Below are 25,881 nucleotides of genomic sequence, written 5' to 3'. Positions count from 1 at the left end.
TCCCCTTCAGGCCATCGCCGCGCGGCGAATCTGCCGCGCGCTGACCAGTCGCGCACCCAGCCACCCGAGCAACGCCGAAGCGAAGGGTACCGAAAGCAGCAGCCATGCGGGGAGTCCGCCGAAGCTGACACTGCCGTCGTAGGCGGCCGTGAGGCGCCCCACCGGTCCGGCCATGGCGAGCTCCAGGACGACGGCGAGGATCACGGCCAGGATGCCGGCAAGCAAGCCGAGCCAGATACCCGCGTAGAGATAAGGCCGGCGAACGAAGGGACGACTCGCACCGATCAGCAGCAGGACACCGATCTCGGTACTGCGGCTCTGGATATCCACCCGAATGGTGTTACCGACCACCAGCAACGCGGCGACGCCGAGCAGGAGGGCCAGCAGGGAGACCGCGCGACTTCCCACGCCAAGCAGGGCATCCAGACGCTGACGCCAGGCGCCAGTGTCCTGAACCATGTCGACGCCAGGCGTCGCCTTCATCGCCTCGACCAGCCGGTCGACCTGGTCGACGGCCAGGCCGGCCTTGGGCTGGACCGACAGCACGTAAGGCAGCGGATTCACATCGAGCGACTGCAGCGATCCGGAAAAACCCTGGACCTCGGCCAGTTCGTCCAACCCGTCTTTCGGCGTGCGCACGACGACCTCAGCCACCTCGGGACGGCCGCGCAACGCGGAGGCCGCGATGTCGGCCATCGCGCCGTTCTGTCCGGGTTTCATGAAGGCGCTGATGGACTGGTTGCGACCGAGGGCGTCGCCCATCCGCTGCACGTTGCCGAGCAGCAGGTAGAACGCCAGGGGCAAGGCCAGCGCGACACCCATGACGGCCACGGTCAGCAAGGTCCCCAGCGGGCGGGCACCCAGACGACGCAGGCTGATCGACAGGCTCCAGATGTGATGCTCGCGCCAGGCGCTTACATGACGAGGACCGCTGCGGCGGGTCTTTTCCGGCTCCGGCTGGCGACGCGGTTCGCGGACGGCGTTCATACGACCTCCGTGGCCGGGACATCGGCAACGAGCTTGCCGTGATCGAGCACAACGACACGTTTCTTCATTCGCTTGATCAGCATGAGGTCATGGCTGGCGACGAGGACGGCCGTGCCGACCTGCTGGAACTCGGCGAAGAGACCCATGATTTCCATTGCCAGCTGGGGATCGAGGTTGCCGGTGGGTTCGTCCGCGATGAGCACGGCGGGCTTGGCCACGATCGCTCGGGCGATGCCGACACGCTGCTGCTCACCCGTGGAGAGGGAACCGGGAAGCTGTTTCTCGTAGCTGAGCAGGCCGACCTTCTCCAGCGCGGCGCGAACACGACGGCCCCGGTCGCCCGGCGCCACGCCGGCGATCACCAGCGGCAGTTCCACGTTGGCGAAGACGCTGCGATCCATCAGCAGCCGGTGGTCCTGGAACACCATGCCGAGCTTGCGGCGGATCCGCGGAATATCGGAAGGACGAACGGTGTTGAGCTTCTGTCCGTCGAGGGTGACGACGCCATTGGTCGGCCGCTCGATCATGGCCAGGAGCTTGAGCAGGGTGCTCTTGCCGGCACCGGAGTGACCGGTGACAAACGCCATCTCGCCGGCTTCGACGCTGAACGACACATCGGTAAGGGCCTGGTGATCGCCCTCGTACCGTTTACTCACCAGCTCGAAACCGATCACCGCATTACCCGTTGGCCCGTTGAGCCCCAGAGGATAAGGGAAGTGGTGTGGATTTTGCGGTGGGTGGTTCGCGCTTACGGCGAATCGCCGCTGAAGCGGCTCCCACAAAACGCAAAACCCGGCTAATGCCGGGCTTTGTGTGGGAGCCGATTTATCGGCGATTCCTTACCGACCGCCGAACAGACGACCGATGCGGCGGAAGAAACCCACCTTTTCCTGACCCGTCGCGGCGGCCGGAGCCGGCGCGCTCGCCGAAGGACGGTTGGCGGCCACCTGACGCGACGGACGACGGTTCGGATTGGCCTGACCGTCGGCCTGGCGCGGCGCGGACGCCGATGCCGCCTGACCGTCGGTCTTCGCGGCGGCGCCATTGCCGTTCTCGACACCCTCGCGGGCGCCGCGACCGCGGCCACCACGACGGCGACGCTTCTTCGGCGCGCCAGCGGCGGCCATGGCTTCCGCCGCGGCCGGGAGGTCGGCGACGGTTTCGGCGACGACGACGGTTTTCATCGGCACCTCGACGGGCGAGGCGGCCGTGGCCACGGCGTCCGGACGCGGCGTGCGCGGGCGGCGCTCGCCACTGCCCGAACGCTCACGGCTACCCGAACGCTCGCCGGAGCGGGGACCGCCACGACCATCGCGGCTACCGCTGCGGCCACCCTTTTCCGGCGGCGCGCCGCGGGTCGGAATGTGGCCATCGTTGTCGTTCGGATCCTCGATCTCATCCTGCACGCCGTCGGCGCGCGGGCGCGGGGCCGGCATCACCAGCATCCGGGCCTCGATCGAGGCGGTCGGGATCTTCTGGTTGATGTAGGTCTCGATGTCCGGCAAGCCCATCGCGTAGAGATCGCAGGCGAAGCTGATCGCATCACCTTCGGCGCCCAGGCGCGCGGTACGGCCGATGCGATGGACATAGTCCTCGGCATCCTGCGGCAGGTCGTAATTGAAAACGTGGCTGACGGCCGGGATGTGCAGACCGCGGGCGGCAACGTCGGTCGCGACCAGGAGGTCGATCTGGCCATCCTGGAAGCGCTGCAGGAGCTTCTGGCGCTTCACCTGCGGGACGTCGCCCGAGATGGCACCGACACGGAAGTTGTGGCGCTTGAGGCGATCGGTGATGCGCTCGGCGGCGGCCTTCGTGTTGACGAAGATGATGCTGCGCTCGGTCTTGCTCTCCTCGAGCAGGTTGAGCAGCAACGGCATCTTCTCTTCCTTGGAGGGGAAGTAGACGACCTGGCGCACGCGATCGGCGGTGACGTTCTCGGTCTCGACGACCAGCTTTTCCGCTTCGTGCATGTGCTCGTAGGCGAGCTCGAGCACGCGATGGCTCAAGGTGGCCGAGAACAGCAGGACCTGGCGCTTCTCGCGGGCCGGCAGGCGACGGAAGATGAAGCGCACATCCTTGATGAAGCCGAGATCGAACATGCGGTCGGCTTCGTCGATGACCATGACCTCGACACTGCCGAACCCGAAGACGTCCTGCTTGTAGTAGTCGAGCAGGCGGCCCGGGGTGGCGATGATGATGTCGCAGCCGTCGCGCAGCTGCTGGCGCTGCTTGTCGTAGTCGACGCCGCCGTAGATCAGGGCGCTGCGCAGGCCGGTGGCCTTGCCGATGACCTGGAAGTCCTTCTCGATCTGGATCGCCAGCTCTCGCGTCGGCGCGATGATCAGGGCGCGCGGATCGGCGTCCTTGCGATCCGGGGCGGCCGGGTTGTTGAGCAGGCGGTTCATCAGCGCCACGAGGAAGGCGAAGGTCTTGCCCGTGCCCGTCTGCGCCTGCCCGGCCACGTCGCGGCCAAGCAGGGCGACCGGGAGGGTCAGCGCCTGGATCGGGGTGGTGCGGGTGATGCCGGCGGCGGCAAGGCCCTGCTGGAGGAGCGGATGAAGGTCGAGGTTTTCGTAGAAGACATCGGTGAGAACGGTTTGGGACATGGTGGGTGGGTAACCTGGGAGTCTCGCGCCGCAAATGCGCGGCAGCGGCCCGGCGGCAAAGGAAGAGCCGCGGGACGGTGGGTGATCCGGCCGGCGTCACGGGAGAGTCGGGGGCGGCCGGTGCCATGCCGGCGGCCGTACGACGCGCCCGGCGCACGATGGCCGGAGGCGGCGGCGCGCGACCCGACGACTCCCGCTGGCATAGGTGAAGGGGCTCGAATGCGGAGCCTGTTCACCTATGTCAACGGAAGCCATCCCGTCGGCGCCCTTGAATCGCTTGTATCGCGCCCCTAGTTGCGTTGGAATGAGGGCCACCGGCTGCAATGGCCAAGACCTTCGGTTCCGGTTGGACCCGCGACATGGGGCTCCTTAGTGTAGCCGATGCTGGCGTCACGGTCGTCAACCCCCTTTCACCCCCTTTTGGAGATCACGGTGAGCGACAAGATCACCCATACGAGCGACTCTGCGTTCCAGCAACACGTCCTCGATTCCGACACCCCCGTCCTGCTCGACTTCTGGGCCGAATGGTGTGGTCCCTGCAAAGCCATCGCCCCGGCGCTCGACGAGCTGGCTGGCCAGTACGAAGGCAAGCTCAAGATCGTCAAGATCAACATCGACGAGAACCAGAAGACCCCGCGCGAGTACGGTGTCCGCGGTATCCCGACCCTGATGATCTTCAAGGATGGCAAGGTCGCCGGCACCCAGATCGGTGCCGTGAGCAAGGGCCAGCTGGCCCAGTTCATCGACAAGTCGATCTGATCGTAGCTGTACGGTTCACTTAAGCCGCCGCGTGAGGCGCTTTACGCCGCGCCTCACGCGATGCTAGGCTTCAGGAGTTCGCCGGGACATGCCTTGTCCCCCATGCTGCGAACCCTCTCCCATTTTTTCTTCAACGGCGCCCCGTGAGGTTTGCCCGTGTCTGATATCGAAACCAAAAATCCTAGCGACGCCAAGGGCGCCGGCGATCCGCCTGCGACCGAACCGCGTCCCCGTACTCGCCGAAAGGCACCCGCCGCTGAAGCACCTGCGGTAGCGACGAGCGCGCCCGCTCCGGCTCCCGCACCCGCCACGGCCCGTCCGCCGGCTACCGTGCCACCGCTTCCGCCGCTGCCGACCCCGGCACCGGTACCCAGTCCGTCGCCCGCGCCACAGGCGGAGCTTCAGCTCAACAACGCACCGCAGGGCAATGCACCGCAGGGCAATGCATCGCAGGGCAACGAGGCGCGTCCCGCGCCGGCCGAAGCCCGCGATGGCAACGGCAATGGCCAGCCCCAGGGTGGCCAGAACCAGCAGATGGGCCGGGTCGAAAACCCGAACCAGCCGCAGAACCGCCATAACAACCCGAACAACCCCAACAACCCCAACAACCCCAATAACGCCGAACGCGAAGGTCGCGGCCGGCGCCGGCGCAACGAGCGCAACCAGCAGCGCCAGGGTGGCGGTGGTGGCAATCCGGGCAACGGTGGCGGTGGCGGTGGCGGCGGTGGTAATAACTACCAGAGCCAGCGCAACAACAACGGTTACCCGGTCGACGACGACGAGAACGCCGACGCCGGCAGCAACGATCGCCTGATCAACCTGACCGAGCTCAAGCGCAAGAACGCCATCCAGCTGCTCGAGTTCGCCGAGTCGCTCGGTGTGCGCGAGGGCGTGGCCCGCCAGCGCAAGCAGGACGTCGTCTTCAACATCCTCAAGGCCCACGCCCGTTCGGGCGGTGGCATCTGGGCGGAGGGCGTGCTCGAGATCCTGCAGGACGGCTTCGGCTTCCTGCGCTCGGCCGACGAGTCCTACCTGGCCGGTCCGGACGACATCTACGTGTCGCCCAGCCAGATCCGTCGTTTCAACCTGCGCACCGGCGACTACATCACCGGTCGCGTCCGCCATCCGAAGGAAGGCGAGCGCTACTTCGCGATGCTCAAGGTCGACGACATCAACGGCGATCCGCCGGAGGCGTCGAAGAACAAGCTGCTGTTCGAGAACCTCACCCCGCTGTTCCCGCGCAAGTCGTTCAAGCTCGAGCGCGGCAATGGTTCGACCGAAGACATCACGGGTCGCATCCTCGACCTCGTGGCGCCGATCGGCCGCGGCCAGCGTGGCCTCATCGTCTCCCAGCCGAAATCCGGTAAGACGATGATGCTGCAGAACATCGCCCAGGCGATCCAGTACAACCATCCGGACGTCCATCTGATCATGCTGTTGATCGATGAGCGCCCCGAGGAAGTCACGGAAATCGCGCGCACCGTTCGCGGCGAAGTCATCAGCTCCACCTTCGACGAGCCGGCCGTGCGTCACGTGCAGGTCGCCGAGATGGTGATCGAGCGCGCCAAGCGCCTGGTCGAGCACAAGAAGGACGTAGTGATCCTGCTCGACTCGATCACCCGCCTGGCCCGCGCCTACAACACCGTGGTTCCGAGCTCCGGCAAGGTCCTCACCGGTGGTGTCGACGCCAACGCCCTGCAGCGCCCCAAGCGCTTCTTCGGCGCGGCACGTAACGTCGAGGAAGGCGGCAGCCTGACGATCATCGCGACGGCGCTGACCGACACCGGCTCGAAGATGGACGAAGTGATCTACGAGGAGTTCAAGGGCACCGGCAACATGGAAGTGCACCTGTCCCGTCGTATCTCCGAGAAGCGCGTCTATCCGGCCATCGACATCAACCGCTCGGGCACCCGTCGCGAAGACCTGCTCATCGAGCCGGACCTGCTCGCCAAGATCTGGATCCTGCGCAAGCTGCTCCACCCGATGGACGAACTCAGCGCGATGGAGTTCATGCTCGACAAGATGAAGAACACCAAGTCCAACGACGAGTTCTTCAATTCGATGAAGCGCTGACCGCGCCTCGTAGAATCCAGCGAAAGGCCGCCTCCGGGCGGCCTTTTCGTTTTTCGCGCCGGAATTCGCATGCCTCACAAGGCGCGAGATGACGGCCTACAAGGTGTGCGGTGCGCATGCCTTGTAGCCTCAGAAAGACCGATTTAAACTATGTTTCAAGTGGATTGGGGGTTCCCGGTCGGCGCTATAGCCTCGGTGAGCTCACCGGGGCTTTTCGCTTTCTGTGCCAGGGAAAACCTTAAGACCCCAGCCCTCGAAGTCCACACCCAATCGCCGACGCCCTCCCTGGCAGAAAAACTTGCGTTTCAGGATATCGAACGCGCGATTAGCGCTACCAGGTCGAAGCACTGACAGCCCAATAGGTCGGGCGACCAGATCCGCCAGTTGCAAGCCCGACGAGTTGACCTTCTTGTCGGCGAACTTGATGACTAGTGGCAGCGACTTGTGCCATCGATTGGCGCCGCTGCATATCCTCACGAACTCGCGCTCCAGGTCGATATCCTCCCTCTTGCCACGACACTCGAACACGATGTGGGTCGGAGATTTCGTCTGCCCGTCTCCAGAAGGAGCTCAAACAGGGTCTCAAGACAGAATCCAAGGGCCAGATGATAAGGATTGTCCTTAAGCAGGCTTTGCTCCCTCAGCATCTCCTTGCGAATGACGCAACTGATCAGGATGAAGTTGCCCGCCTCGATGACCCCGGTCAGCTCATCCAGAAAGCGTTCCTTTTCCTGCCGACCGCCAAACAGGAAGCTTCCTTTCTCCTTGCGGATGTTGTGCTCATGCAGAACGACGATGTCGTGTCCGACATGGCGAAACTTGAGCGATTCGATCTCGGCGACCACCGTGTGTGCGTAATGTCGTTTGTGAAAAACACAAAACGCCAGAACAAGGACTGGGTAATCGGGATCTATCCTCTCAACACCGTGATCACCGCTCTCGTCGACGTACACGATGTAATTACTGAACTGCGTCGATATCGCCGTAGTGTGAAGAGACATGGCCTGAAGGTATAAGAATCCACGTGAGCGATTCTGTCCGCCGATCACTCAGCAGGGTCGGGTGTCGACCCCGGATTCGAGCCAGAGACCGCCTCCTTGGACGCCTACCGCCTTTCCAACAAAGCACTGACGCATTTGCTACCCTGCGCCGCCGGGCATAACACCTTTTCCCGGCAGGCATACGCCCCCATGTGTGCCGCATCCGGCCCTGCCGCTCTCGTTCAAGGAAAGTCCGTGTCCATACCCAGCGCCGCCAAGAGCACGCCCATCGGCGACCGTAACGATCTGGTCGCCTATCTCGCCGCGGGCGAGAAGCCGCGTGAGGCCTGGCGCATCGGGACCGAACACGAGAAGTTCGGCTTCTATACGGACGACCTCACCCCGCCCCCCTTCGACGGCGACCGGCCGGGCATCCGCCTGCTCCTCGAGACCCTCGCCACGCGATTCGGCTGGGACGTCGCCCGCGAAGGCGAGACGCCGGTCGCGCTGACCAAGGGCATGGCCAACATCACCCTGGAGCCGGCTGGCCAGCTGGAGCTCTCCGGCGCGCCGCTCCATTCGATCCATGAGACGTGCGACGAGGTCACCGAGCACCTGCGTGAGGTCCGTTCCGTGGCCGAGGAACTCGGCATCGGCTTCTTCGGCATGGGCTTCCAGCCGAAGTGGCGTCGTGACCAGATGCCGTGGATGCCCAAGGGCCGCTACAAGATCATGCGTGAGTACATGCCCAAGGTCGGCTCGCTCGGCCTGGACATGATGACCCGCACCTGCACCGTCCAGGTCAACCTCGATTTCGCCACCGAGGCGGACATGGTGAAGAAGTTCCGCGTGGGTCTGGCGCTGCAGCCGATCGCGACGGCGCTGTTCGCCAACTCGCCGTTCACCGAGGGCAAACCGAACGGTTACAAGTCATTCCGCTCGCACGTGTGGACCGACACCGACGCCGACCGCACCGGCATGCTCGATTTCGTCTTCGAAGACGGCTTCGGCTATGAGCGCTACGTCGACTACATCCTCGATGTGCCGATGTACTTCAGCTACCGTGACGGCAAGTATGTCGACCTCTCCGGCCAGGACTTCAAGAAGTTCATGCGCGGCGAACTTCCTGCGCTGCCGGGCGTGCGGGCCAACATGAAGGACTGGGCTGACCACCTGACCACCGCCTTCCCCGAAGTGCGCCTCAAGCAGTATCTGGAAATGCGTGGCGCCGACACCAGCACCTGGAACTCGCTGTGCGCACTGCCCGCGTTCTGGGTCGGCCTGCTGTATGACGATGTGGCGCTCGATGCCGCGTGGGATCTGGTTAAGGACTTCACCAAGGCCGAGCGCCATGCGCTGCGTGATGGCGTCCCCAGGGATGCGCTGGCGTTGCGCTTCCGCGATCACACCGTGCGCGAACTCGCGCTCGAAGCGGTCAAGATCGCCTCGCATGGACTGAAGCGTCGCAACGTGCAGGGGCACCGCGGCACCGACGAATCGATCTACCTTGAGCCACTCGAAGAGATCGCACTGTCGGGAAAGACCCAGGCCGATACCAAGCTGGAACTGTTCCACGGTCGCTGGAACGGTAGCGTGGATCCGATCTTCAGCGAATACGCATACTGAGCCCGCCCGCATGCAAATGAGCGAAACGAAACTCGGCCGCCTCGACGACCTGCTGGCCTCGACCAACCGCTACTCGCTGGAAGCCCTCGACGGTCTGTTCTCGGCTGCCCTGGTCGGACCGATCGACGTGGACGTCGATGACTGCGTCGCCGTGCTGGAACTCGGCGGAGCGACGCCGTGGTCGTCGGAAGCCGAGGCGAACGAAGCCGACGGATTGATGCGGGAGTTCTGGCAGGTCATTGCCGCTCGCGTGGCCGCCGATCCGAAGGCACTTGGCGAAGAGTCCCTGCCCTTTATCGATTCGCCCGAAGAATTCGACGAGATCGATGACATCAGCACGTACACCGGCGACTTCCCGATCGCCAGCGACTGGGCGATCGGCTTTCGCTTTGCGCTCAACGAGTGGGGCGAGGCCTGGGACGAGTGGATGGATGAAAGTCTTTATCCGTTCATGGGCATGTTGATGACGTTGTCGGCGGATCAAACCGAAGCGACGCCGGATATGCCGGCGCTGCCGTTGCCTTCATTCGAGGAACGGATGGGCTTGCTCAACGAGATTCCATTCCAGTTGGCGAAGCTGTATCGGCGCCGCCATCCTGAGCATGGGAAGACGTTGCGTCGCGACCCTTTGAAGGTCGGGCGAAACGATCCGTGTTCGTGTGGGAGCGGGAAGAAATTCAAGAAGTGTTGCGGGAGCGAAGGGTAAGAGCTCGCCGCTGAAGCGGCTCCTACAAGAGCATCGCGTCCAGCCGACCGAGCCATAAAAAAACCTCCCCGTTGCCGGGGAGGTTTTTTTGTTTTCAGGCCCTACTGATCAGACGATCAGAATGCGTACTTGGCCGACACGCTGAGCAGGTTACCCTTGTCGTCGCTCTCGCCCATGATGCGATCGAGCGTCGAGCTCTCGCCACCGGCGATGTGCGCCTTGTTGACGAAGATGTGGGCGTAACCGGCGTTGATCTCGAGACGGTCGGTGGCCTTGTAGCCCAGACCGAACGCGACCCACTTGCGGGTGGAGTCCGGCACGCGGACGTCACGGTTCTGGTCTTCGGTCGGCGTCGTATCGACGGCGACACCGGTACGCAGCGTGAGCTTGTCCGTCATGTAGTACTCGCCACCGACGGACACGAACCAGCTGTTGTGCCAGCCAAAGTGCTCGGTGTTCTGCGGCTGGTTCGGGTTTTCAAAGTTGACGGTGAGGTCCTGGAAGGAATCCCACTTGGTCCACGATGCGTCGATACCCCAGCCGAACTTCGATGCCTGGTGCCAGTAGCTGGCGGTCGCGACGGCCGGCGTGGTGAAGCCTGCCGAGCCGTTGGTGTGGGTGAACGGCGGCTGGCCGCTGCCGAGCAGGGCGCCAACCGTCGGGTTCGACAGGACGGCCGTGACGTTCGACGGCATGGTGAAGTTACCGGTGCCTTCGAGCGTGTGCTTGATCTTGCTGCGGTAGTTCAGCGCAAGGCGATCGGTATCCGTCAGGCGCCACAGACCACCGAGCTGCCAGCCGTAGCCCCAGTCGTCACCCTTGATGCGGGCGATACCGTCGCTGCCCGGCGGGACAACGGTGGCGTACTGCTGCGCCAGGGCGCGAGCGACGAGCGGCGAGATCTGACCGGCAGCGGCGGCGCGCTGGATCAGGCCGAGGCCAACGGTGTTGTAGTTGATCGCGCTGGTCAGTTCGGCGCTGGTCTTCTGCGCGATGAAGCTGGCACCGATGGCGAACGTATCGGTGACATCGAACGAGGCCGACAGCGTGGCGTCGAACGACTTGAAGTCGGACTTGATGCCGTTGTAACGGCCCTTCCAGTCGGAGTCATAGTCGGTCTTGAAGCCGAACGGTGCGGTCAGGCCGAGGCCGATGTGGAGGCGGTCGTTGACCTGGGTAGCGAAGTACATCGCCGGGACCGGGATGGTCGTGCCGGCGTCGCCGCCGTTGCCACCGGAGATCGGGCGACCCTGGGCATCGGTCGCGGTACCGTGGAACTTGGTGCTGAAATTGATGCCGGTCACGTCGGCCTGGACGACATTGCCCTTGAGCAGGGACATGGCGGCCGGGTTGTTCACGATGACCGAGGCATCGTCACCTGCGGCGGCAGAACCGGCGAAGGCGCGACCGAGCGCGGCGGCGCTGTTTTCCTTGAGCTGGAAAGCACTGGCGTGCGCGGCCTGGGGAGCCACCAGCGCGCCGGCGATGGCCAGCGAAAGGGCGGCAATGGCCAGCGGACGGGTATTGAGGTTCAGCTTCGACATTCGGGGTGGCTCCTGCTTTTTTGTTCTGCTCTGGGTCGACGTCACGTTCGCGGAAAACCTAAAATTTATCCGTTTTCATACGCGCGTTTAACAATCTGGGGTGGAACTCTGGACGACTTGACGAGAAATTTGCAAGTGCTAATGCAACAAAGCTGTAACGGCGGGGGTTTACAGCACTGACTGAGGGCGCCTCTTTTGGTAGGGTGGTAAGCCGAATCGCAAGCGAGACTGCCGTCATGCACTGCTACGTCTACGCCAGCCTGCGCAAACCCGACACTTACGTGTGGATGACCCGCCGCGACGGGTTCGAGATGCTTCCCGAACCGCTCGTCCTCCTGCTGGGCGAGCTCCGTTTCGTCCTGGAGGTGGAGCTGACGCCGCAACGGAAGCTGCCGCACGACGATTCCGACCGTGTGCTGACCAATCTGGCCGGTTGCGGCTGGCATCTGCAGACGCCGTCCAACGAGACGCTCACCGTCTGCAATCAGCCCAACTTCAACCGGCAGATCGATCCCGACCAGACGCTCGTCCGCGCCTGACCTCGCCGAATACGCGCAGGGCCGCATTGCGTCGCGCGGGTTAACGCCGCGTTACCGCGCCACCCCTGTGGCGTCCGTATACTCCCGCGCATGGCCAATCCCAAACGTCGACGACCACCGCTGATCAAGGCACTGCCCTGGTTCCTCCCCGCCCTCGCCGCTGTCGCGTGCGCCGGGTTGACCGCTTCACCGCTCGCGCTGATACCGCTCCTGCTCGCCAACGCCCTGGCCATGGGCGCGGTGTGCCATGCGATCGGCTTCGATCCGGAGCAGAGCTACCTGCGCACGACCCTGCGTCGCGGTTCGGCACACGTGGTGATGTTCACCGTCTACACCTTTGTCGTCTTCGTGCTGGTCGCGTGGCCGCTGTTGAAGCTCACCCAGGCACCCAGCCTCGGCGCCGCCCTCTTGCTGGCCGCCACACTCGTGGTCGCGCTGGCGGCCCTCTGGCGCGTATGGCCGGCCTTCGGGCTGCTTTTCCTCTGGGACGACGCGTACCCGGAAGACAGCAACACCGGTTCCTGGATTTTCACGGCGGTGGCGCGATCGATCTCGTTCGGCCGTCACCTGTCGGCGGAAGAGCGCTTCTTCTCGCATTTCGTACCGGCRGCCCTGGGCCTGCTGGTGCTGGCCTTCTGTGCGGTGGCCTTGTCTGGGCTCTACGGTGTCTTTCCGTCGGAGATGAGGATCGCCGCGCTGGCGATCTACGGCGTGGTGCTGCTGCCGGTGTGCTGCATGGTGATCGCCAACCGTACGCTGCGCGCCCTGCTCTGCGATCGCCGCGGGCATATCCGCACGGCGCGCGCGGAACCGCGGCGCGAGCCCGTGGTCGATGCACCTGTCACGCCTGCGCCCATCCCCGTCCTTTCCCGCGAAGAAAGCCAGCCGGGTGTGCGTGAGCGCGCCCTCCTCGCCGCCGCACGCGAAGGCGATATCGCCCGGGCCGTGGCGCTCGTGGAAGCCGGCGCCGATCCCGACACCGCTGCGGAACCGGGCGAGCGCGACCAGCGACCGGTGCTCACCCTCGCAGCGCTCTCACCCGATATGCGCCTGCTGCGTGCACTCATTGCACGAGGCGCGCAGGTGAATCGCGCACAGAACGGCGTCACCGCCCTGCTCGCCGCCACGCGCGACAGCTGGCATGGCCGGCCCGAAGCTGTCCTGACCTTGCTGACCAACGGCGCGGATGCCTCCGGAACGGACGCGGAGGGCAACACGCCGCTGCATGGCGCCGTGCTCGGCGCCGAGCCGACCGTCGCAGCCATGCTCCTCGATGCCGGCGCCGCCGTCGACGCGGCAAACGCGGCTGGCGACACGCCGCTCGCGATCGCCTGCCGGGCCGCCAACTGGGCACTCGCCCGTTTCCTTCTGGAGCACGGCGCGAAACCGGCGCCCGTCGGCGGCGAACCAGCCCTCGTCGCGGCGGCCGGTATCGCTGACGACGACGCCGAGGGCGTGAAAGTGCTGCTCCGGCACAAGGGGCCGGTGAATGCGGTCAATGCGCAGGGCCGCACGGCACTTATCGCAGCCGCTGCCGAAGGGCACGAGCAGATCGCGCGTGCCCTGCTGCAAGCGAACGCCAATCCCAACCTCGCCGACCGCCACGGCACCACGGCGCTGATGGAGGCCGCGCGCGCAGGCGCGCATGGCATCGTCCAGCTGCTCGCCGACGCTAACGCGGACGCCTCGCCACGCGACGGTCACGGTCGTGACGCCCTTACGCTCGCCAGCCAGTCCCCGCGCGCGCAGGCTGCCACGGTGCGTGCCCTACTCGCCCTGGGTGCCCAGCCAAAGGAACCCGGCGCTGACGGCCGCAGCGCCCTGGATCATGCTGCCGCCGCGGGCCGTTGGGATTTTGTCGCCCTGCTCGATCCCGAAACGCCGCTGCCGACGTCGCTGAGCGAATCCGTCGTTCCGGAAGCCGGTGCTGATTCACCCATGCACCTCTATGACGCCTTGCGCTTCGGCCACTGGGCCGTCGCCTCGACGTTCGCCGCCAAGGTGCGCGAATGGCCCACGGACGAACTCGCAGCGCTATATGTCGATCTCGCCGGCGCGGGCTTTGAGTCCGCCCGCGCGTGGCTGCTGGATCACGGACTGAGCGCCGAGTCGCGTCTTGCCCTCCCAGCGGACGACACCAGCGGGCTCGGCCGCCGTCTCTTCGATGCCCTGCTGCCGCAGTTGCCCCAGGCCGCCGATGCGCTGCTGCAACTGATGCGTAGCGGAGCTACGCCAGCGGGCGCCGGTCTGCTCGGCCAGGCCATCTGCCGACTGGACGGCGCGGACGAGCGCCTTACGCTCGCCATGCTCGAGGCGGGCGCCGATCCGTTTGGCGCGGACAGCCGGGGTCGCACGCCGATGCACATGGCCGCGGCCACCGGTCGCGTGGCCTTGCTCGGTGCGCTGCTTGCCCGTGGCATGGATCCGAATGTGCGTGACATGGGTGGTCGTACGCCACTGCATGCTGCGCTGGAACAGGGCGGCGAGAGCCTGCCCCTGGTCCGCCTGCTCGTCGCGAACGGTGCCGACCCCGAAACCGCCGACGTCAACGGCGAGACGCCCTACGGCCTGGGCATCGGCCACGGCGATGTGGAGCGCTGGCTCAGCTGGGCCGCCTGGCCGCTGCCGCGTCGCGCCCTGCGCGCCGACGATCTGCCTGGGGCTGCCGCCGCCGGCGATACGCAAGCCGTGGATCGCCTGCTCGAACTCGGCTTTGGCGTCGACACACGCGATGCGCAGGGCGCCACCGCCCTGCTGCGCGCCGCCGGCGCCGGCCAGCGCGACGTCGCGGAGCATCTGCTCAACGCAGGGGCGGATCCCACCGTCACCGCGGCGTCTGGCATCACGCCCCTCGCTGCCGCGGTCAACGCGCGCCGCGAAAGCGTCGTCGAGCTCCTGCTCGCGCGCGGTGTGGACGTCGACCAGCGACTGCCCGGCGACGCCACCGCACTCATGATCGCCGCGACACTGGGCTATCCCGAGATCGCCGACATGTTGCTGGCGCGGGGCGCCAACGCAAACGCCGAAGATGCGCACGGCCATACCGCCCTGCATGCCGCGGCCCAGTACTGCTTCGGCGGCAGCGACAGCCTTCGGGCTCGCCGCCTGCTCGATATCGTGATCGGCAAGGGCGCCGACGTGAACAAGGCCGACAAGGATGGCGCCACGCCGCTACTGCTTCTGCTCGGTGCGCACATGCGCCCGGGCAGCGCGGCCGACGCAACCCACCTCGGTGCGCTTGTCCCGGTGCTGCTCGACGCGGGCGCGAAGCTGGAGCATGCCGATCACCGTGGTGTGAGCGCACTCCATGCGAGCGCCATGCATGCCCTGCTTCCGCCGGCACGCGTGCTACTGCACCGTGGCGCCAGCCGCCAGGCTGCCGATGCCTTTGGACGCACCGCAGGCGATGTCGCGCGCCATCTCGGGTTCGTGGATATCGCGCATGAACTCGGCACGCGGGTCGGGGCGATTCCGAGCGTCCGGCAGACGCTTCGCCAGCCTGCTCAGCCCGACTGACCCCAAACTCAGTGGTCTTCCTCGCGCACTCGCTCCTCGACCGCATCGGCTTCGAACAACTGCTGCAGGTCGTGGAGCGCGTCTTTCGAGCTCTGTATGAGCGCCGCATCGTCGTCGTAGACGAGGTACTGCGAACGTAGCACCTGGCTGTCGTGCTTGCGGAAACGCGCGATGCGCGCCTCGACGACCTCCGGCGGCATATCGAGCGATTCCAGCACATGCCGGGTCATCTCGAGGCTGGAGTAGAACGTCTCGCGCACGGGATCTTCCACGCCGATATCCATCAACCGGAAGGCGTGCTGGCGATTGCGCGCACGGGCAACGATCTTCAGGTTCGGATACTGCCGGCGGACCAGGCGCGCCGTGCGGATGTTGGCCTCGGGGTCGTCGGTGGCAATGACGAAGACCTCAGCCTTGTCGGCCTGCGCCGCACGCAGCATTTCGGGCCGGCCCGGGTCACCGAAGAACAACGACGTACCGCCGAAGCGACGCGAGGTTTCGACCTGCTCCACCGAGCTTTCGAGCGCAACGAACTGAATGCCCTGCGCGCGCAGCACGCGAGCGACGATCTGCCCCATGCGTCCGAATCCCGCGATGATGACGCGGGGCGTATCGGCTTCGATCGTATCGAAAGCGCGATCAGGCTTGCGCACACGCTCATGCACCAGTCGAGACGCCGCCAGAACCAGCAAGGGGGTCAAAGCCATCGACAGCGAAATGGCCATGACCATCAGGTTGCGCTGGCTGTCGTCGATCAGGCTCTTCTGCTGGGCGAGGTTGAGAATGACGAAGGCGAATTCGCCGCCGCTGGCCAGTACCGCGGCAAGACGGACCGAATCGGCTGAGGTTAGCCCACCGACGACCTTGCCAAGGGGCACGATCAGGCCCGCCTTGACGACCAGCAGCAGGGCGACCATGCCGAGCACCACCAGCGGCTGGGCGACAAGCAGCGCAAGGTCGACCGACATGCCGACGCTGACGAAGAACAGACCGAGCAGCAAGCCCTTGAACGGCTCGATGTTGGATTCCAGTTCGTGGCGGTACTCGGAATCGGCGAGCAGCAGGCCGGCGAGGAAGGCGCCGAGCGTGGTCGAAATGCCGGCGAGCTCCATCAGCCACGCCGTACCCATGACCACGAGCAACGCCGTAGCGGTGAAGACCTCGGTGCTCTTCGCGCGCGCCACAAAACGAAACACGTGACGCAACAACAGGCGGCCACCGACGATGACGGCGAAGATCGTGCCGACCACGCGGATGACGCTCATGATGTCCGGTGCGTGTGCATCGCGCGCCAGCGCGCCGCCAAGCAGGGGCACGGCGGCAATCAGGGGGATCGCGGCCAGATCCTGGAAAAGCAGAATGGCGAAGGCCTGTCGACCGTAGACCGTGCCGGCTTCCTTGCGCTCGGCGAGGATCTGCAGGCCGAAGGCGGTCGAGGACAGCGCGAGACTGCCACCGACGATCACGGCGGCCTTCCAGGTCAGGCCGAACAGGAAGTACCCCATGACGCCAAGGGCCAGGCCGCAGGTAAGCACCTGCAGGCTGCCACTGCCGAAGACGGCACGGCGCATCACCCAAAGTCGCGAGGGTGAAAGCTCCAGTCCGATGACGAAGAGCATCAGGACCACGCCGAAGTCGGAGATCGTCGCGACACCAGCGGTATCGCTCACCAGGCCGAGCACCGAGGGCCCGATCACCACGCCCGCCAGCAGATAGCCAAGGACGGCGCCGAGACGGAATCGCTTGGTCAGCGGAACGGCGATAACCGTTGCCAGCAGGAAGACGACTGCCGTCTCGAGGAAATGATGTCCATCCATCCCGTGACTCCCGAAAGATCGTCTTCGATTATGTCACGGGGAGGGGTTGGCGATTTGGATGAAACGGCTTTGGAGGATGGCTGGGTACTGCTCTCACATCGTCTAGGCTTTTAGCCAGCGGGCCACATCGAGCGCGAAGTAGGTCAGGATCGCGTCCGCGCCGGCGCGCTTCATCGCCAGCAGCGACTCCATGACCACGGCCTTCTCGTCGAGCCAGCCGTTCTGCGCGGCGGCCTTGATCATCGCGTACTCGCCGCTGACCTGGTAAACGAAGGTCGGTGCACCAAAGGTGTCCTTCACACGACGTACGATGTCGAGATACGGGAGGCCCGGCTTGACCATCACCGCGTCGGCGCCTTCGGCCAGATCGAGCTCGACTTCGCGGATGGCCTCGTCACTGTTGCCGACATCCATCTGGTAGGTGTGCTTGTTGCCCTTGCCCAGGTTCGCCGAGGAGCCGACCGCGTCGCGGAACGGGCCGTAGAAGCTCGATGCGTACTTCGCCGAGTAAGCCAGGATGCGCGTATGGATGTAACCGGCGTCTTCGAGCGCTTCGCGGATGGCGCCGATGCGGCCATCCATCATGTCCGACGGCGCCACGAAGTCCATGCCGGCCTCCGCCTGGGCCAGCGACATCTTGATCAGGGCCTCGACGGTCGGCTCGTTCATCACGTAGCCGTCGTCGTCGATCAGGCCGTCCTGACCATGCGTGGTGTACGGATCGAGCGCCACGTCGCCGATCAGTCCAAGATCGGGAAACCGGCGCTTCAGTTCGCGCGTGGCTCGCTGGAACAGACCCTCCGGATTCCACGCCTCGCGCGCATCTTCCGTCTTCGCCGAGCCGTCCACCGAGGGGAACAGGGCGAGTGCCGGGATACCGAGGGTGACGCATTCCTCGCCGAGCTTCACCAGTTCGTCGATGGACAACCGTTCGACGCCCGGCATCGACGGTACGAGCTGGCGTACACCTTCGCCCTCGACGATGAAGGCGACCATGATCAGGTCGGACACGGTAAGCACGTTCTCGCGCATCAGTGCGCGGGAGAAGGCGTCGCGGCGCATGCGGCGCATGCGGACGGCGGGAAAGGTCATGGGACGGCTGCCTGCTCTGTGGCGATCCCTCCATTTTACTCCCTGCCATGGGCCGGCCGGGCGGCCAAAGCGTCGCAGGCCGTGATGGCACCCACCGGACGCCCTTAGAGCGCGTCGATGGCGCCTCCCGCGCGGCGCATCAGCGGGATGCCATAGATGGCCGACAGCAAGCTCGGGTCCAGCGCTTCCGTGGGCTCGCCGTGACGCAGCAGCGCCCCATCGGCAAGCACGGCGACCCGATCGGCGTAGCGGGCCGCCAGGTTCAGGTCATGCAATACCGCAATGACCCCGAAGCCCGCCGCCGCGCAGGCACGGGCCCGTCGCAGGATGAAGTGCTGGTGAGCGATATCCAGGCCCGCCTCGGGCTCATCGAGCAACAACCAGCCACCTGTCGACGCCGCCTCCCATATCTGGGCAAGCACGCGGGCAAGCTGCACGCGCTGCTTTTCGCCACCCGACAAGGCCGTATAGCGCCTTCCACGCAAGCCCCATGCATGCGCGGCTCTCAGCGCCGCATCGACAATGCGATCGTCGCGCAGGACGTCCGGCGCGTGTGGGCTCCGCCCCAGCCCGACGACTTCTTCGACACTGAAGCCGAACGCCAGGTCGACGCGCTGGGAGAGCATCGCGCGACGCCGGGCCAACTCCCGGTGCGGCCATGCGGCCAACGGCCTGCCATCGAGCGTCACCTGACCCTCATCGGCCCCGAGCAGGCCTGCCATCGTCGACAGCAGGGTGCTCTTGCCGGCGCCGTTCGGCCCGACGAGGACGAGCAGCTGACCCGGCACCGCGGTAAGCGATACGTCACGCAGGATCAACCGACCACCTCGCGAGACACGCAAGGCCCTGGCACAGAGTGCAGCTTCGTGGTTCATCGCACACCCTCGCCGATCCGGCGACGCAACAACTGCCAGAGGAAGAACGGACCGCCGACGAGGGCGGTGAGGACGCCGATCGGCAGCTCGCCGGGGGCGACGACCGTACGCGCCAGTGCATCGGCCGCCACCAACAGGATGGCACCGCCCAAGGCGGAGCCTGGCAGGAGGAAACGATGATCGGGACCAAAGATCATGCGCAACAAGTGGGGGACCACGAGGCCGACGAAGCCGATCACACCACTGAAGGCCACCGACGCACCCACGGCAAGCGCGACCAGCCCGACCAGCAGGGGCTGGAGGCGTTCGGGCCGGAAGCCGAGCAGGGTCGCCTCACCCTCCCCCAACAACAGCGCGTTGAGGGCCTGCGCCGCCCTCGGCAGGCAGGCCAGGGGCAGGAGGATCCACGGCGCGATCGTCGCGATGCTCTTCCAGCTGGCACCGCCGAGGCTGCCCAACGACCAGAATGTCAGGTCGCGCAGCTGGTTTTCGTTGGCCATGTACGTCAACAGGCCCACGCCAGCCATGGCGATCGCATTGACGGCGACGCCAGCGAGCAGCAGGTTGGCGACGCCGGCATGCCGCCGGCCCAGCGCATACACCAGCGAGGTTGCGGCGAGCCCGCCGACGAACGCGAGGGCCGCGACAAGCCATGAACCGGATGAACCTCCAAGCACGATGGCGGCGACCGCGCCCAGCGCCGCACCGGCCGACACGCCGATCAGGCCGGGGTCCGCCAACGGATTGCGGAACAGCCCCTGCATCGTCGCGCCTCCGCTTGCCAGCGCCGAACCAACCAGTATCGCGAGCAGAAGGCGGGGCACACGCAACATGAGCACGACGTTGTCGTCGCCGTGCGCGGCTGCCCCACCGAACCATCGACCGATCGCAGCGACCACCTCGCTCGCGGGAATATCGATCGCCCCGCGCGACAGGCTCCACAGCGCCGACGCCACGAGCAGCGTGACCAGTGCAGCCAGTGTGGCGCGACGACGCGAATGCGACCTGGGCAAGACGGCGGTCACCGCATTCATGGCGCCAGGTGAGCCCAACGTTGCTGCAGATCACTCGCAGCGGCGGCCGTGCGCGGTCCGAAACCCAGCAGGGCCTGGCCCTCAACGAAATAGATGCGCTTCGCCTTGCCCGCCGGTGTGTCGGCGATACCCGGCATGCCGAGGACACCGGCGATGCCACCGACCGCGTCTTCCCGTTCCTTCATCAACAGGATGACGTCGGGCTTCATCGCTGCCAGCGATTCGGGCGAGACGGCCTTGTAGCCGTCGATCCCTGTCGCCGCATTGAGACCACCAGCCAACGCGATCGCACGATCCGCCGCGGTCTCGCGACCCGCCGCCATCGGACTGCCCTGCCCGGTCGACATCAGGAACACCGTCCGCGGATGCGACGGCATCGCCGCGACCGCTGTCGCCAGGGAGGCGAACTGACGTGCGACCTCAGCGGCGAGCACCGCGGCCTCCCTGTCGTGTCCGGTCAGTCGGCCGATCGTGCGGATCTTACTTTCGATATCGGTGGCACTGCGCGAGGCCGGCAAGGTCTCGATCCGGACGCCCGCGTCGCGCAGCTGCGTCATCACCGTGGCGGGACCGGCATCATGCGTGGCGAGGATCAGGTCGGGCCGCAGGGCCAGCACGCCCTCGGCACTGAGCTGACGCACGTAGCCGACATCCGGCAGCTTGCGCGCCGCCTCGGGCCAGGTGCTGGTGCTATCGACGGCGGCTAGCCCGTCCTGGGCATGGATGGCATAAATCGTCTCCGTCACGTCGCCACCGAGCGAAACGATCCGCGTGGCGGCGGATGCACCCAGCGAGATGCCCAACCCGAGCAATGCAACAAGCAAGCCGGCTTTGTGTGGGAGCCGCTTCAGCGGTGATAGACGCAGGGGCAGCCCCGCTCTGTCGACAGGCTTCATGAGCGCACCTCCAGCTTTGCCAGCAGCGCCCGCCAGTCTTCACGCTCGGGTATGCCCGGCTTGCGCTTGCCGAACATCTGCACGATCTGCGTGCCGTCTTCCGCGTACAGCTCGAGCGAGGTCACCATGCCTTCTGGCACGGGCTTGCGCACGACCCAGCTGCTGGCGATGGCGTCGCTGCGCAGATGAAGATTGAATCCGTCGTCGAGCACGTTGAGCCACGGACCGGCCATCTTCACCGCGTGCACCGGACCGGTGTGTATCTGCACGACACCTGGCGAGCCGACGAAGATCATCAAGGGCTCGCCACCGTTCGCGGCAAGCTCGAGTACCTGACGCATGGCGCCGTCATCGACGCGCGTGGCGAACTCGTCACCTACCAGACGAAGCGCCTGCGTGCGCGTGACCTTGTGCTTCTTCAGCAAGGCGAAGAAGTCATGCGGATCGCGCAGGGCACGCCAGTGATCGCGCAGCGAATCGACATCCACCGCGGCATCGTCCAACCGCGACGGCAACGGATCGTCCACGGCAGCGCAATCGATCAGCGGTGACTGCACGGCGGCCGTGTGACGATGAACGAGCGCGCGCCACGCCGGCCGGTTTGTCGTATCGATAGCGTAGACCTTGTGCACGGCGCGTCCGTCGCCGTCGAAGAACTGCAGGCTTTCCAGCTCGCGACCGTGTGACGTCTCGCGCACCGCGAACCCGTAGCGCCAGTGGCGAAGGAAAAGACGCAGATCGATGTCCTCGTCCAGCACGATGCCCATGACACCGCCGATATCGACGTTGTCGTAGCGGCCCTTCTTTTCATGCACGCAGTAGGCATTACGCGTGAGCGCCATCACCCGGCCCAAACTGGGCAGCTCGCGGATGAGCTCGGGGAGCTCGCCCTCGAGACGAGTGACGCCGTCTCCCACACGGCTCGCCACGAGCGCGCCCTCGCTCACGCCGAGTCGTTCCGCCGCATCACGCGCGCGCAGGCCGGGCTCGGTTTCGCGCAGGCGACGCCAGTCGCTGATCAAGGCAGGGATATCGATACGAGGCGCGGATGGGGTGGGCATGTCTTGCATGGCGTCGACTCCTCAGAAGGTGTAGCGGGCCGAGACGGTCACGGCGCGACCCGGCATCGTCAGGCGTTCGATCTGGGCATTGCGGACCTGGGCATCGTCGATGCCGCCGCCGGTCGCGACATTGGTCAGCACGCCACCATGCAGCGAACCCCAGTCCCAGTACTTGCGATCGGCGAGGTTGGTGAAGCCGCCCATCAATTCCAGCGACTCGATAGGCTTCCAGTGCGCGTAGAGATCGAGGGTGGCGTAACCCGGCGCCCGGAAGATGGTGGACGTATCCAGGCGTGACTTGCGACGCACGCCCTTGCCGAGCAGCTCCAGGCCCCACGTCTTCGCGTCGTAGGAAATGCCCAGCACCGCGCTCAGCGGATCGACGCTGTTCAACGGCGACCAGCCGGATTGCCCGATGACTTGCTTGTCGCCCTTCGAGGCGGCGAGGTTGCCTTCGATACGCCAGCCTTGCAGCAGGTCGCTGAACGCGCCGAGGCGCAGGCCTCCCGACGCTTCCACGCCCTTGATCGTCGCCTTGGGGAAGTTAACCGACTGCATCACGATCAGTAGATTCTGCGTCAGCGCCCACTGCGGCCACTGGCTGCGATCGAGCGTGTAACCGCCGTAGATGAAGTTGCGGTAACGATTGTAGTACGCACTCGCGGAGAAGTAGCCGAGGTCGCCGTTGCCGCGAATGCCGATTTCAACACCCTTACTCGTCTCAGGCTTCAAGGACGGATTGGGCACGATGCCGTACAGGCGAGGTGTACCCCAGGCGACCGCCAGCTCGTTGTACAGCGGCGGACGGAAGCCCTGGGCGTATTGGCCGTAGACCTCGATCGTGTCGGTCACCGCATACGACACTCCGAGCTTGGGCGAGAAGCGGCTCTTCGTCACGCTGCCCAGGCCGCCCTGCACGAAGGAGCTGTCGTAGTACGGGTCGGACATGTCCGGCTTGAACGCGTAGTGGTCCCAACGCACCCCCGGCGTGATGCGCAGCTTGCCGTCAAGGAGGGCGATCTCGTCCTGCGCGAACAAGGCGTAACGATCGGTATCGTTGCGCGGGAAGAAGCGCAATGGATAGTTCTCCGGCATGTACGGCGTGTTGCTCGATACGATGCCCGTGCGAATGTCACGCCCTTCGCCGCCGAGGTCTCCCGTCGGCGTGGTTCGCGATGCCTCCATGCCGTACGCGATGCGCTGTTCCACGCTACCGCCGGTGATCGACTTGAAGAGCGTCACCTTGCCGCCGAAGAGTCGTTCGTCGAGGTTGCTGACGTAGAGCCGGTCGTAGGTCGCATTGCGTGACGGCACGTTCGCCAGCGTGCGCGTGGTCGATTCCGTTTCCGACTTCTGCCAATACACATCCCACTCGAGGCGATCGGCGATGCCCAGGTCGATGTTCGCGTACCGCTGCCCCACCGAGAAACGCGTGCGTGTCGCGCGATCGTTGGCCTGGTCGCTGAGCAGGCGTGTCGTTCCGGCCTGGCCCAGGGCACTGAGCACATCGGTATTGACGTTGTTGCGGTACATGTCGACCGTGACGCGGTCTTCGCGACCGGACGCTGCGACGTGCACATATTTGCCAAGCACGCTGGTGGTGTTCTGCGAGAGCGGATCGGGGCGCGTACGCAGGTAGTTCGCGCTATCGATGTCGCCCTTGTTGTTCAGGGCACTGGCTTCACGGTGATCGGCCACGAAGACGATACCGTTGGTCGGCGTGCCACCCGCGAGGGTGAGCGACGTGCCCAGCGAACGATCCGCGCTGCTGTAGCGCTCCTTCACGGACACGTCGACGTCCTTGCCGTCGCGCAGGTAGTCCGACGGATCCTTCGTGACATAACGAACGGTGCCGCCGAGGGCGTCGGACGGATCGAGTGCGGAGGCCGGCCCACGAACGATTTCGACGCTCTTCAAGGTATCGGGATCGACGAAGCTGCGACCGGCACGCATGCCTGTGGTCGAAAAGCCGAACGAGCTCGATGCCGAGACGCCGTCGGTGAGGATGGCGACGCGATTGCCGTCGAGTCCGCGGATATTGAAGCTGTCCAGGCCCCAGCGTCCGGCCGTTCCGACGGCGGAAACGCCCGGTTCGTACTTCACCAGATCGCGGATATCGGCAACCAGGTGCCGGTCCATCGTCTGCCGGTCGATCACCGAGACGGTGGCCGGCACGTCGAACTTGAAGGCCGATCCGATGGCGGTGACGGTGATACGCGGCAGGTCGTCGGTGGTCGTCGGAGCGACGGCGTCGGCGGCGATCGCGGCGATCGCGGCGAGCGGGCAGGCAAGCACCGCGCCGATGAGCGCAGCGAGGGCATTCTTTGGTAACACGTGATGCTTCCTTCGCAAGGTCGTGCCCGTGAGAGCACGGTTCGGGAGCTTGCGAAGGAGGCATCGTGCCTCCGGCTGGCGGCCGGTTCAGGGGAGTATTCCCACCACCTCAGGGGTGATGTCGCCGCATCTTAATAAGAATGGTTCTTATTCACAACAAGATCATGCGACGTCGATGCGCCCGGTGGATTCGGGATCGAAGAAATGCAGGCGCTCCGCGTGGAATCCCAATGCGATGTCGCTGCCCGGCTGCACCGTCGAAGACGGCGGAACCCGCGAAACCAACTCGTCGCCCGCGTGACGCATGTTAAGGAAGACCTCATTGCCCACTGGTTCGACCACATCCACATGGGCCCTGAGCCGCTCATCGACACCGGCATGATCCGCCACGGTGAGCAGATCTTCCGGACGAATACCGACCACCAGCGGCTTGTCGACATACGCCGCCAGCGCCGACGCGTCGCTGCCGAGCAGCACGGTGCCCTCCTTCATCTCGAGACGAAGCCCGTCCGCACGGCGCAATGTGCCGTGGAACAGATTCATCGCCGGGCTACCGAGAAAACCCGCCACGAACAGATTCGCCGGCTTGTTGTAGAGGTTCATCGGTGTATCGAGCTGCTGGATCACGCCGCCGTTAAGCACCACGATGCGCTGGCCCAGGGTCATCGCCTCGATCTGGTCGTGGGTGACATAGACCATGGTCGCGCCGACCCGGCGATGGATACGCGCGATCTCCACGCGGGTCGACAGACGCAGCTTGGCGTCGAGGTTCGACAGGGGCTCGTCGAGCAGGAACACCGACGGATCGCGGACCAGTGCACGCCCCAACGCGACGCGCTGCCGTTGTCCGCCCGAGAGCGCCGCCGGCCGATGGTCGAGCCGCTCATCGAGGCCGAGCATGTCGGACGCGGTGGCCACGCGACGGTCGATTTCCTCCTTCGACGCGCCCCGGAGGCGAAGCCCAAACCCGAGGTTCTCGCGGACCGTCATGTGCGGGTACAGCGCATAGTTCTGAAACACCATCGCGATGTCGCGATCTTTCGGCGGAACATCGTTGATCACCCGATCGCCGATCATCATCGTGCCGCCGGAGATCGACTCGAGGCCGGCGATCATGCGCAGGAGCGTCGTCTTGCCGCAGCCTGACGGACCGACCAGCACGAGGAGCTCACCGTCAGCGATGTCGAAGCTCGCCTCCTTCAGTGCCACGTGGCCGTTGGGATAAACCTTGCGCACCTTGTCCAGGCGGACCGCTGCCATCACTCACTCTCCCGTTGGGTCCCGGTCTGTCAGGCAACTGCCTGCCATTGACCCGGGCAATGCGGTATTCTGCCGACGTAATCGTTTACGTCAAAGTGTCGGTTAGCCTGTCACATCCAGGAAGCGCTGTGCGTGTGAACGTGATGCAGAGCAATCCCTCACTAGACGCCAGCCCC

20 protein-coding genes are annotated in these 25,881 nt (G+C 65.4%); 6 read left to right on the top strand and 14 right to left on the bottom strand.

Annotated elements, in window-relative coordinates:
- Positions 1-6: 6 nt before the first annotated feature.
- From ftsX to AC1DYM_RS04080, 3 genes are all read right to left on the bottom strand, one after another.
- Positions 7-987: a permease-like cell division protein FtsX gene (gene ftsX / locus AC1DYM_RS04090; RefSeq protein WP_477336186.1), complete on the bottom strand. Its 981-nt coding sequence runs from the start codon at positions 985-987 to the stop codon at positions 7-9.
- Positions 984-1,661 (bottom strand): cell division ATP-binding protein FtsE, encoded by a 678-nt coding sequence (ftsE, locus tag AC1DYM_RS04085; RefSeq protein ID WP_477336184.1) that lies wholly within the window; start codon positions 1,659-1,661, stop codon positions 984-986. Before ftsE ends, ftsX begins: the two co-directional genes overlap by 4 nt.
- A gap of 165 nt (positions 1,662-1,826) precedes the next feature.
- The gene (locus tag AC1DYM_RS04080; RefSeq protein ID WP_477336182.1) at positions 1,827-3,593 is read right to left on the bottom strand and encodes a DEAD/DEAH box helicase; all 1,767 of its coding nucleotides are present in this window, start codon (positions 3,591-3,593) and stop codon (positions 1,827-1,829) included.
- A 432-nt stretch (positions 3,594-4,025) separates the two neighbouring features.
- On the opposite strand from AC1DYM_RS04080, the gene trxA reads away from it, so the two are divergent.
- Positions 4,026-4,352: a thioredoxin TrxA gene (trxA, locus tag AC1DYM_RS04075; RefSeq protein ID WP_477336180.1), complete on the top strand. Its 327-nt coding sequence runs from the start codon at positions 4,026-4,028 to the stop codon at positions 4,350-4,352.
- Between the two features lie 156 nt (positions 4,353-4,508).
- Positions 4,509-6,425, top strand: a complete 1,917-nt coding sequence (gene rho / locus AC1DYM_RS04070) for a transcription termination factor Rho (protein WP_477336178.1) — start codon at positions 4,509-4,511, stop codon at positions 6,423-6,425.
- A gap of 201 nt (positions 6,426-6,626) precedes the next feature.
- On the opposite strand, the gene AC1DYM_RS04065 is transcribed toward rho, so the two are convergent.
- A complete protein-coding gene (locus tag AC1DYM_RS04065; protein WP_477336176.1) occupies positions 6,627-6,953 on the bottom strand; it encodes a DUF3800 domain-containing protein in 327 nt (108 codons plus the stop codon).
- Positions 6,899-7,378, bottom strand: coding sequence for a DUF3800 domain-containing protein (locus tag AC1DYM_RS04060; protein WP_477336174.1), 480 nt, complete (start codon positions 7,376-7,378; stop codon positions 6,899-6,901). The genes AC1DYM_RS04065 and AC1DYM_RS04060 overlap by 55 nt, the downstream gene beginning before the upstream one ends.
- Before the next feature lie 282 nt (positions 7,379-7,660).
- Between AC1DYM_RS04060 and AC1DYM_RS04055 the strand changes: the two genes are divergently transcribed.
- Both AC1DYM_RS04055 and AC1DYM_RS04050 read left to right on the top strand, forming a co-directional pair.
- Positions 7,661-9,031: a glutamate--cysteine ligase gene (locus AC1DYM_RS04055; protein ID WP_477336172.1), complete on the top strand. Its 1,371-nt coding sequence runs from the start codon at positions 7,661-7,663 to the stop codon at positions 9,029-9,031.
- A 10-nt stretch (positions 9,032-9,041) separates the two neighbouring features.
- Positions 9,042-9,737, top strand: coding sequence for a YecA/YgfB family protein (locus AC1DYM_RS04050; protein ID WP_477336170.1), 696 nt, complete (start codon positions 9,042-9,044; stop codon positions 9,735-9,737).
- A 116-nt stretch (positions 9,738-9,853) separates the two neighbouring features.
- On the opposite strand, the gene AC1DYM_RS04045 is transcribed toward AC1DYM_RS04050, so the two are convergent.
- The gene (locus AC1DYM_RS04045; RefSeq protein WP_477336168.1) at positions 9,854-11,281 is read right to left on the bottom strand and encodes an OmpP1/FadL family transporter; all 1,428 of its coding nucleotides are present in this window, start codon (positions 11,279-11,281) and stop codon (positions 9,854-9,856) included.
- Positions 11,282-11,517: 236 nt separating this feature from the next.
- Here AC1DYM_RS04045 and AC1DYM_RS04040 point away from each other — a divergent pair, with 236 nt between their 5' ends.
- A complete protein-coding gene (locus AC1DYM_RS04040) occupies positions 11,518-11,820 on the top strand; it encodes a YcgL domain-containing protein (protein ID WP_477336166.1) in 303 nt (100 codons plus the stop codon).
- Positions 11,821-11,910: 90 nt separating this feature from the next.
- Positions 11,911-15,336 (top strand): ankyrin repeat domain-containing protein, encoded by a 3,426-nt coding sequence (locus tag AC1DYM_RS04035; RefSeq protein WP_477336164.1) that lies wholly within the window; start codon positions 11,911-11,913, stop codon positions 15,334-15,336.
- An 8-nt stretch (positions 15,337-15,344) separates the two neighbouring features.
- Here the strand turns inward: AC1DYM_RS04035 and AC1DYM_RS04030 are convergent, their stop codons facing one another.
- The 8 genes from AC1DYM_RS04030 to AC1DYM_RS03995 all read right to left on the bottom strand — a co-directional run bounded on the left by AC1DYM_RS04030 (position 15,345) and on the right by AC1DYM_RS03995 (position 25,705).
- Positions 15,345-17,153: a monovalent cation:proton antiporter-2 (CPA2) family protein gene (locus AC1DYM_RS04030; protein WP_477336162.1), complete on the bottom strand. Its 1,809-nt coding sequence runs from the start codon at positions 17,151-17,153 to the stop codon at positions 15,345-15,347.
- Between the two features lie 102 nt (positions 17,154-17,255).
- The gene (gene hemB / locus AC1DYM_RS04025) at positions 17,256-18,245 is read right to left on the bottom strand and encodes a porphobilinogen synthase (RefSeq protein WP_477336160.1); all 990 of its coding nucleotides are present in this window, start codon (positions 18,243-18,245) and stop codon (positions 17,256-17,258) included.
- 104 nt (positions 18,246-18,349) lie between these two features.
- Positions 18,350-19,120, bottom strand: coding sequence for a heme ABC transporter ATP-binding protein (locus AC1DYM_RS04020; RefSeq protein WP_477336158.1), 771 nt, complete (start codon positions 19,118-19,120; stop codon positions 18,350-18,352).
- A complete protein-coding gene (locus AC1DYM_RS04015) occupies positions 19,117-20,154 on the bottom strand; it encodes a FecCD family ABC transporter permease (protein WP_477336156.1) in 1,038 nt (345 codons plus the stop codon). Before AC1DYM_RS04015 ends, AC1DYM_RS04020 begins: the two co-directional genes overlap by 4 nt.
- The gene (locus AC1DYM_RS04010) at positions 20,151-21,050 is read right to left on the bottom strand and encodes a heme/hemin ABC transporter substrate-binding protein (RefSeq protein ID WP_477336154.1); all 900 of its coding nucleotides are present in this window, start codon (positions 21,048-21,050) and stop codon (positions 20,151-20,153) included. Before AC1DYM_RS04010 ends, AC1DYM_RS04015 begins: the two co-directional genes overlap by 4 nt.
- Positions 21,047-22,120 (bottom strand): hemin-degrading factor, encoded by a 1,074-nt coding sequence (locus AC1DYM_RS04005; RefSeq protein ID WP_477336152.1) that lies wholly within the window; start codon positions 22,118-22,120, stop codon positions 21,047-21,049. The genes AC1DYM_RS04010 and AC1DYM_RS04005 overlap by 4 nt, the downstream gene beginning before the upstream one ends.
- A 12-nt stretch (positions 22,121-22,132) precedes the next feature.
- Positions 22,133-24,445 carry a TonB-dependent hemoglobin/transferrin/lactoferrin family receptor gene (locus tag AC1DYM_RS04000; protein ID WP_477336150.1) on the bottom strand — a complete coding sequence of 771 codons (2,313 nt, stop codon included), beginning with the start codon at positions 24,443-24,445 and terminating at the stop codon, positions 22,133-22,135.
- Positions 24,446-24,607: 162 nt separating this feature from the next.
- Entirely contained in the window at positions 24,608-25,705 is a 1,098-nt protein-coding gene (locus tag AC1DYM_RS03995) for an ABC transporter ATP-binding protein (RefSeq protein ID WP_477336148.1), read from the bottom strand.
- Positions 25,706-25,881 lie beyond the last annotated feature (176 nt).

This window comes from Luteibacter sp. P1_D3 (assembly GCF_056406135.1).
Note: the sequence above shows the minus strand (reverse complement) of the source record. Positions and strands in the feature narration are given on the sequence as shown.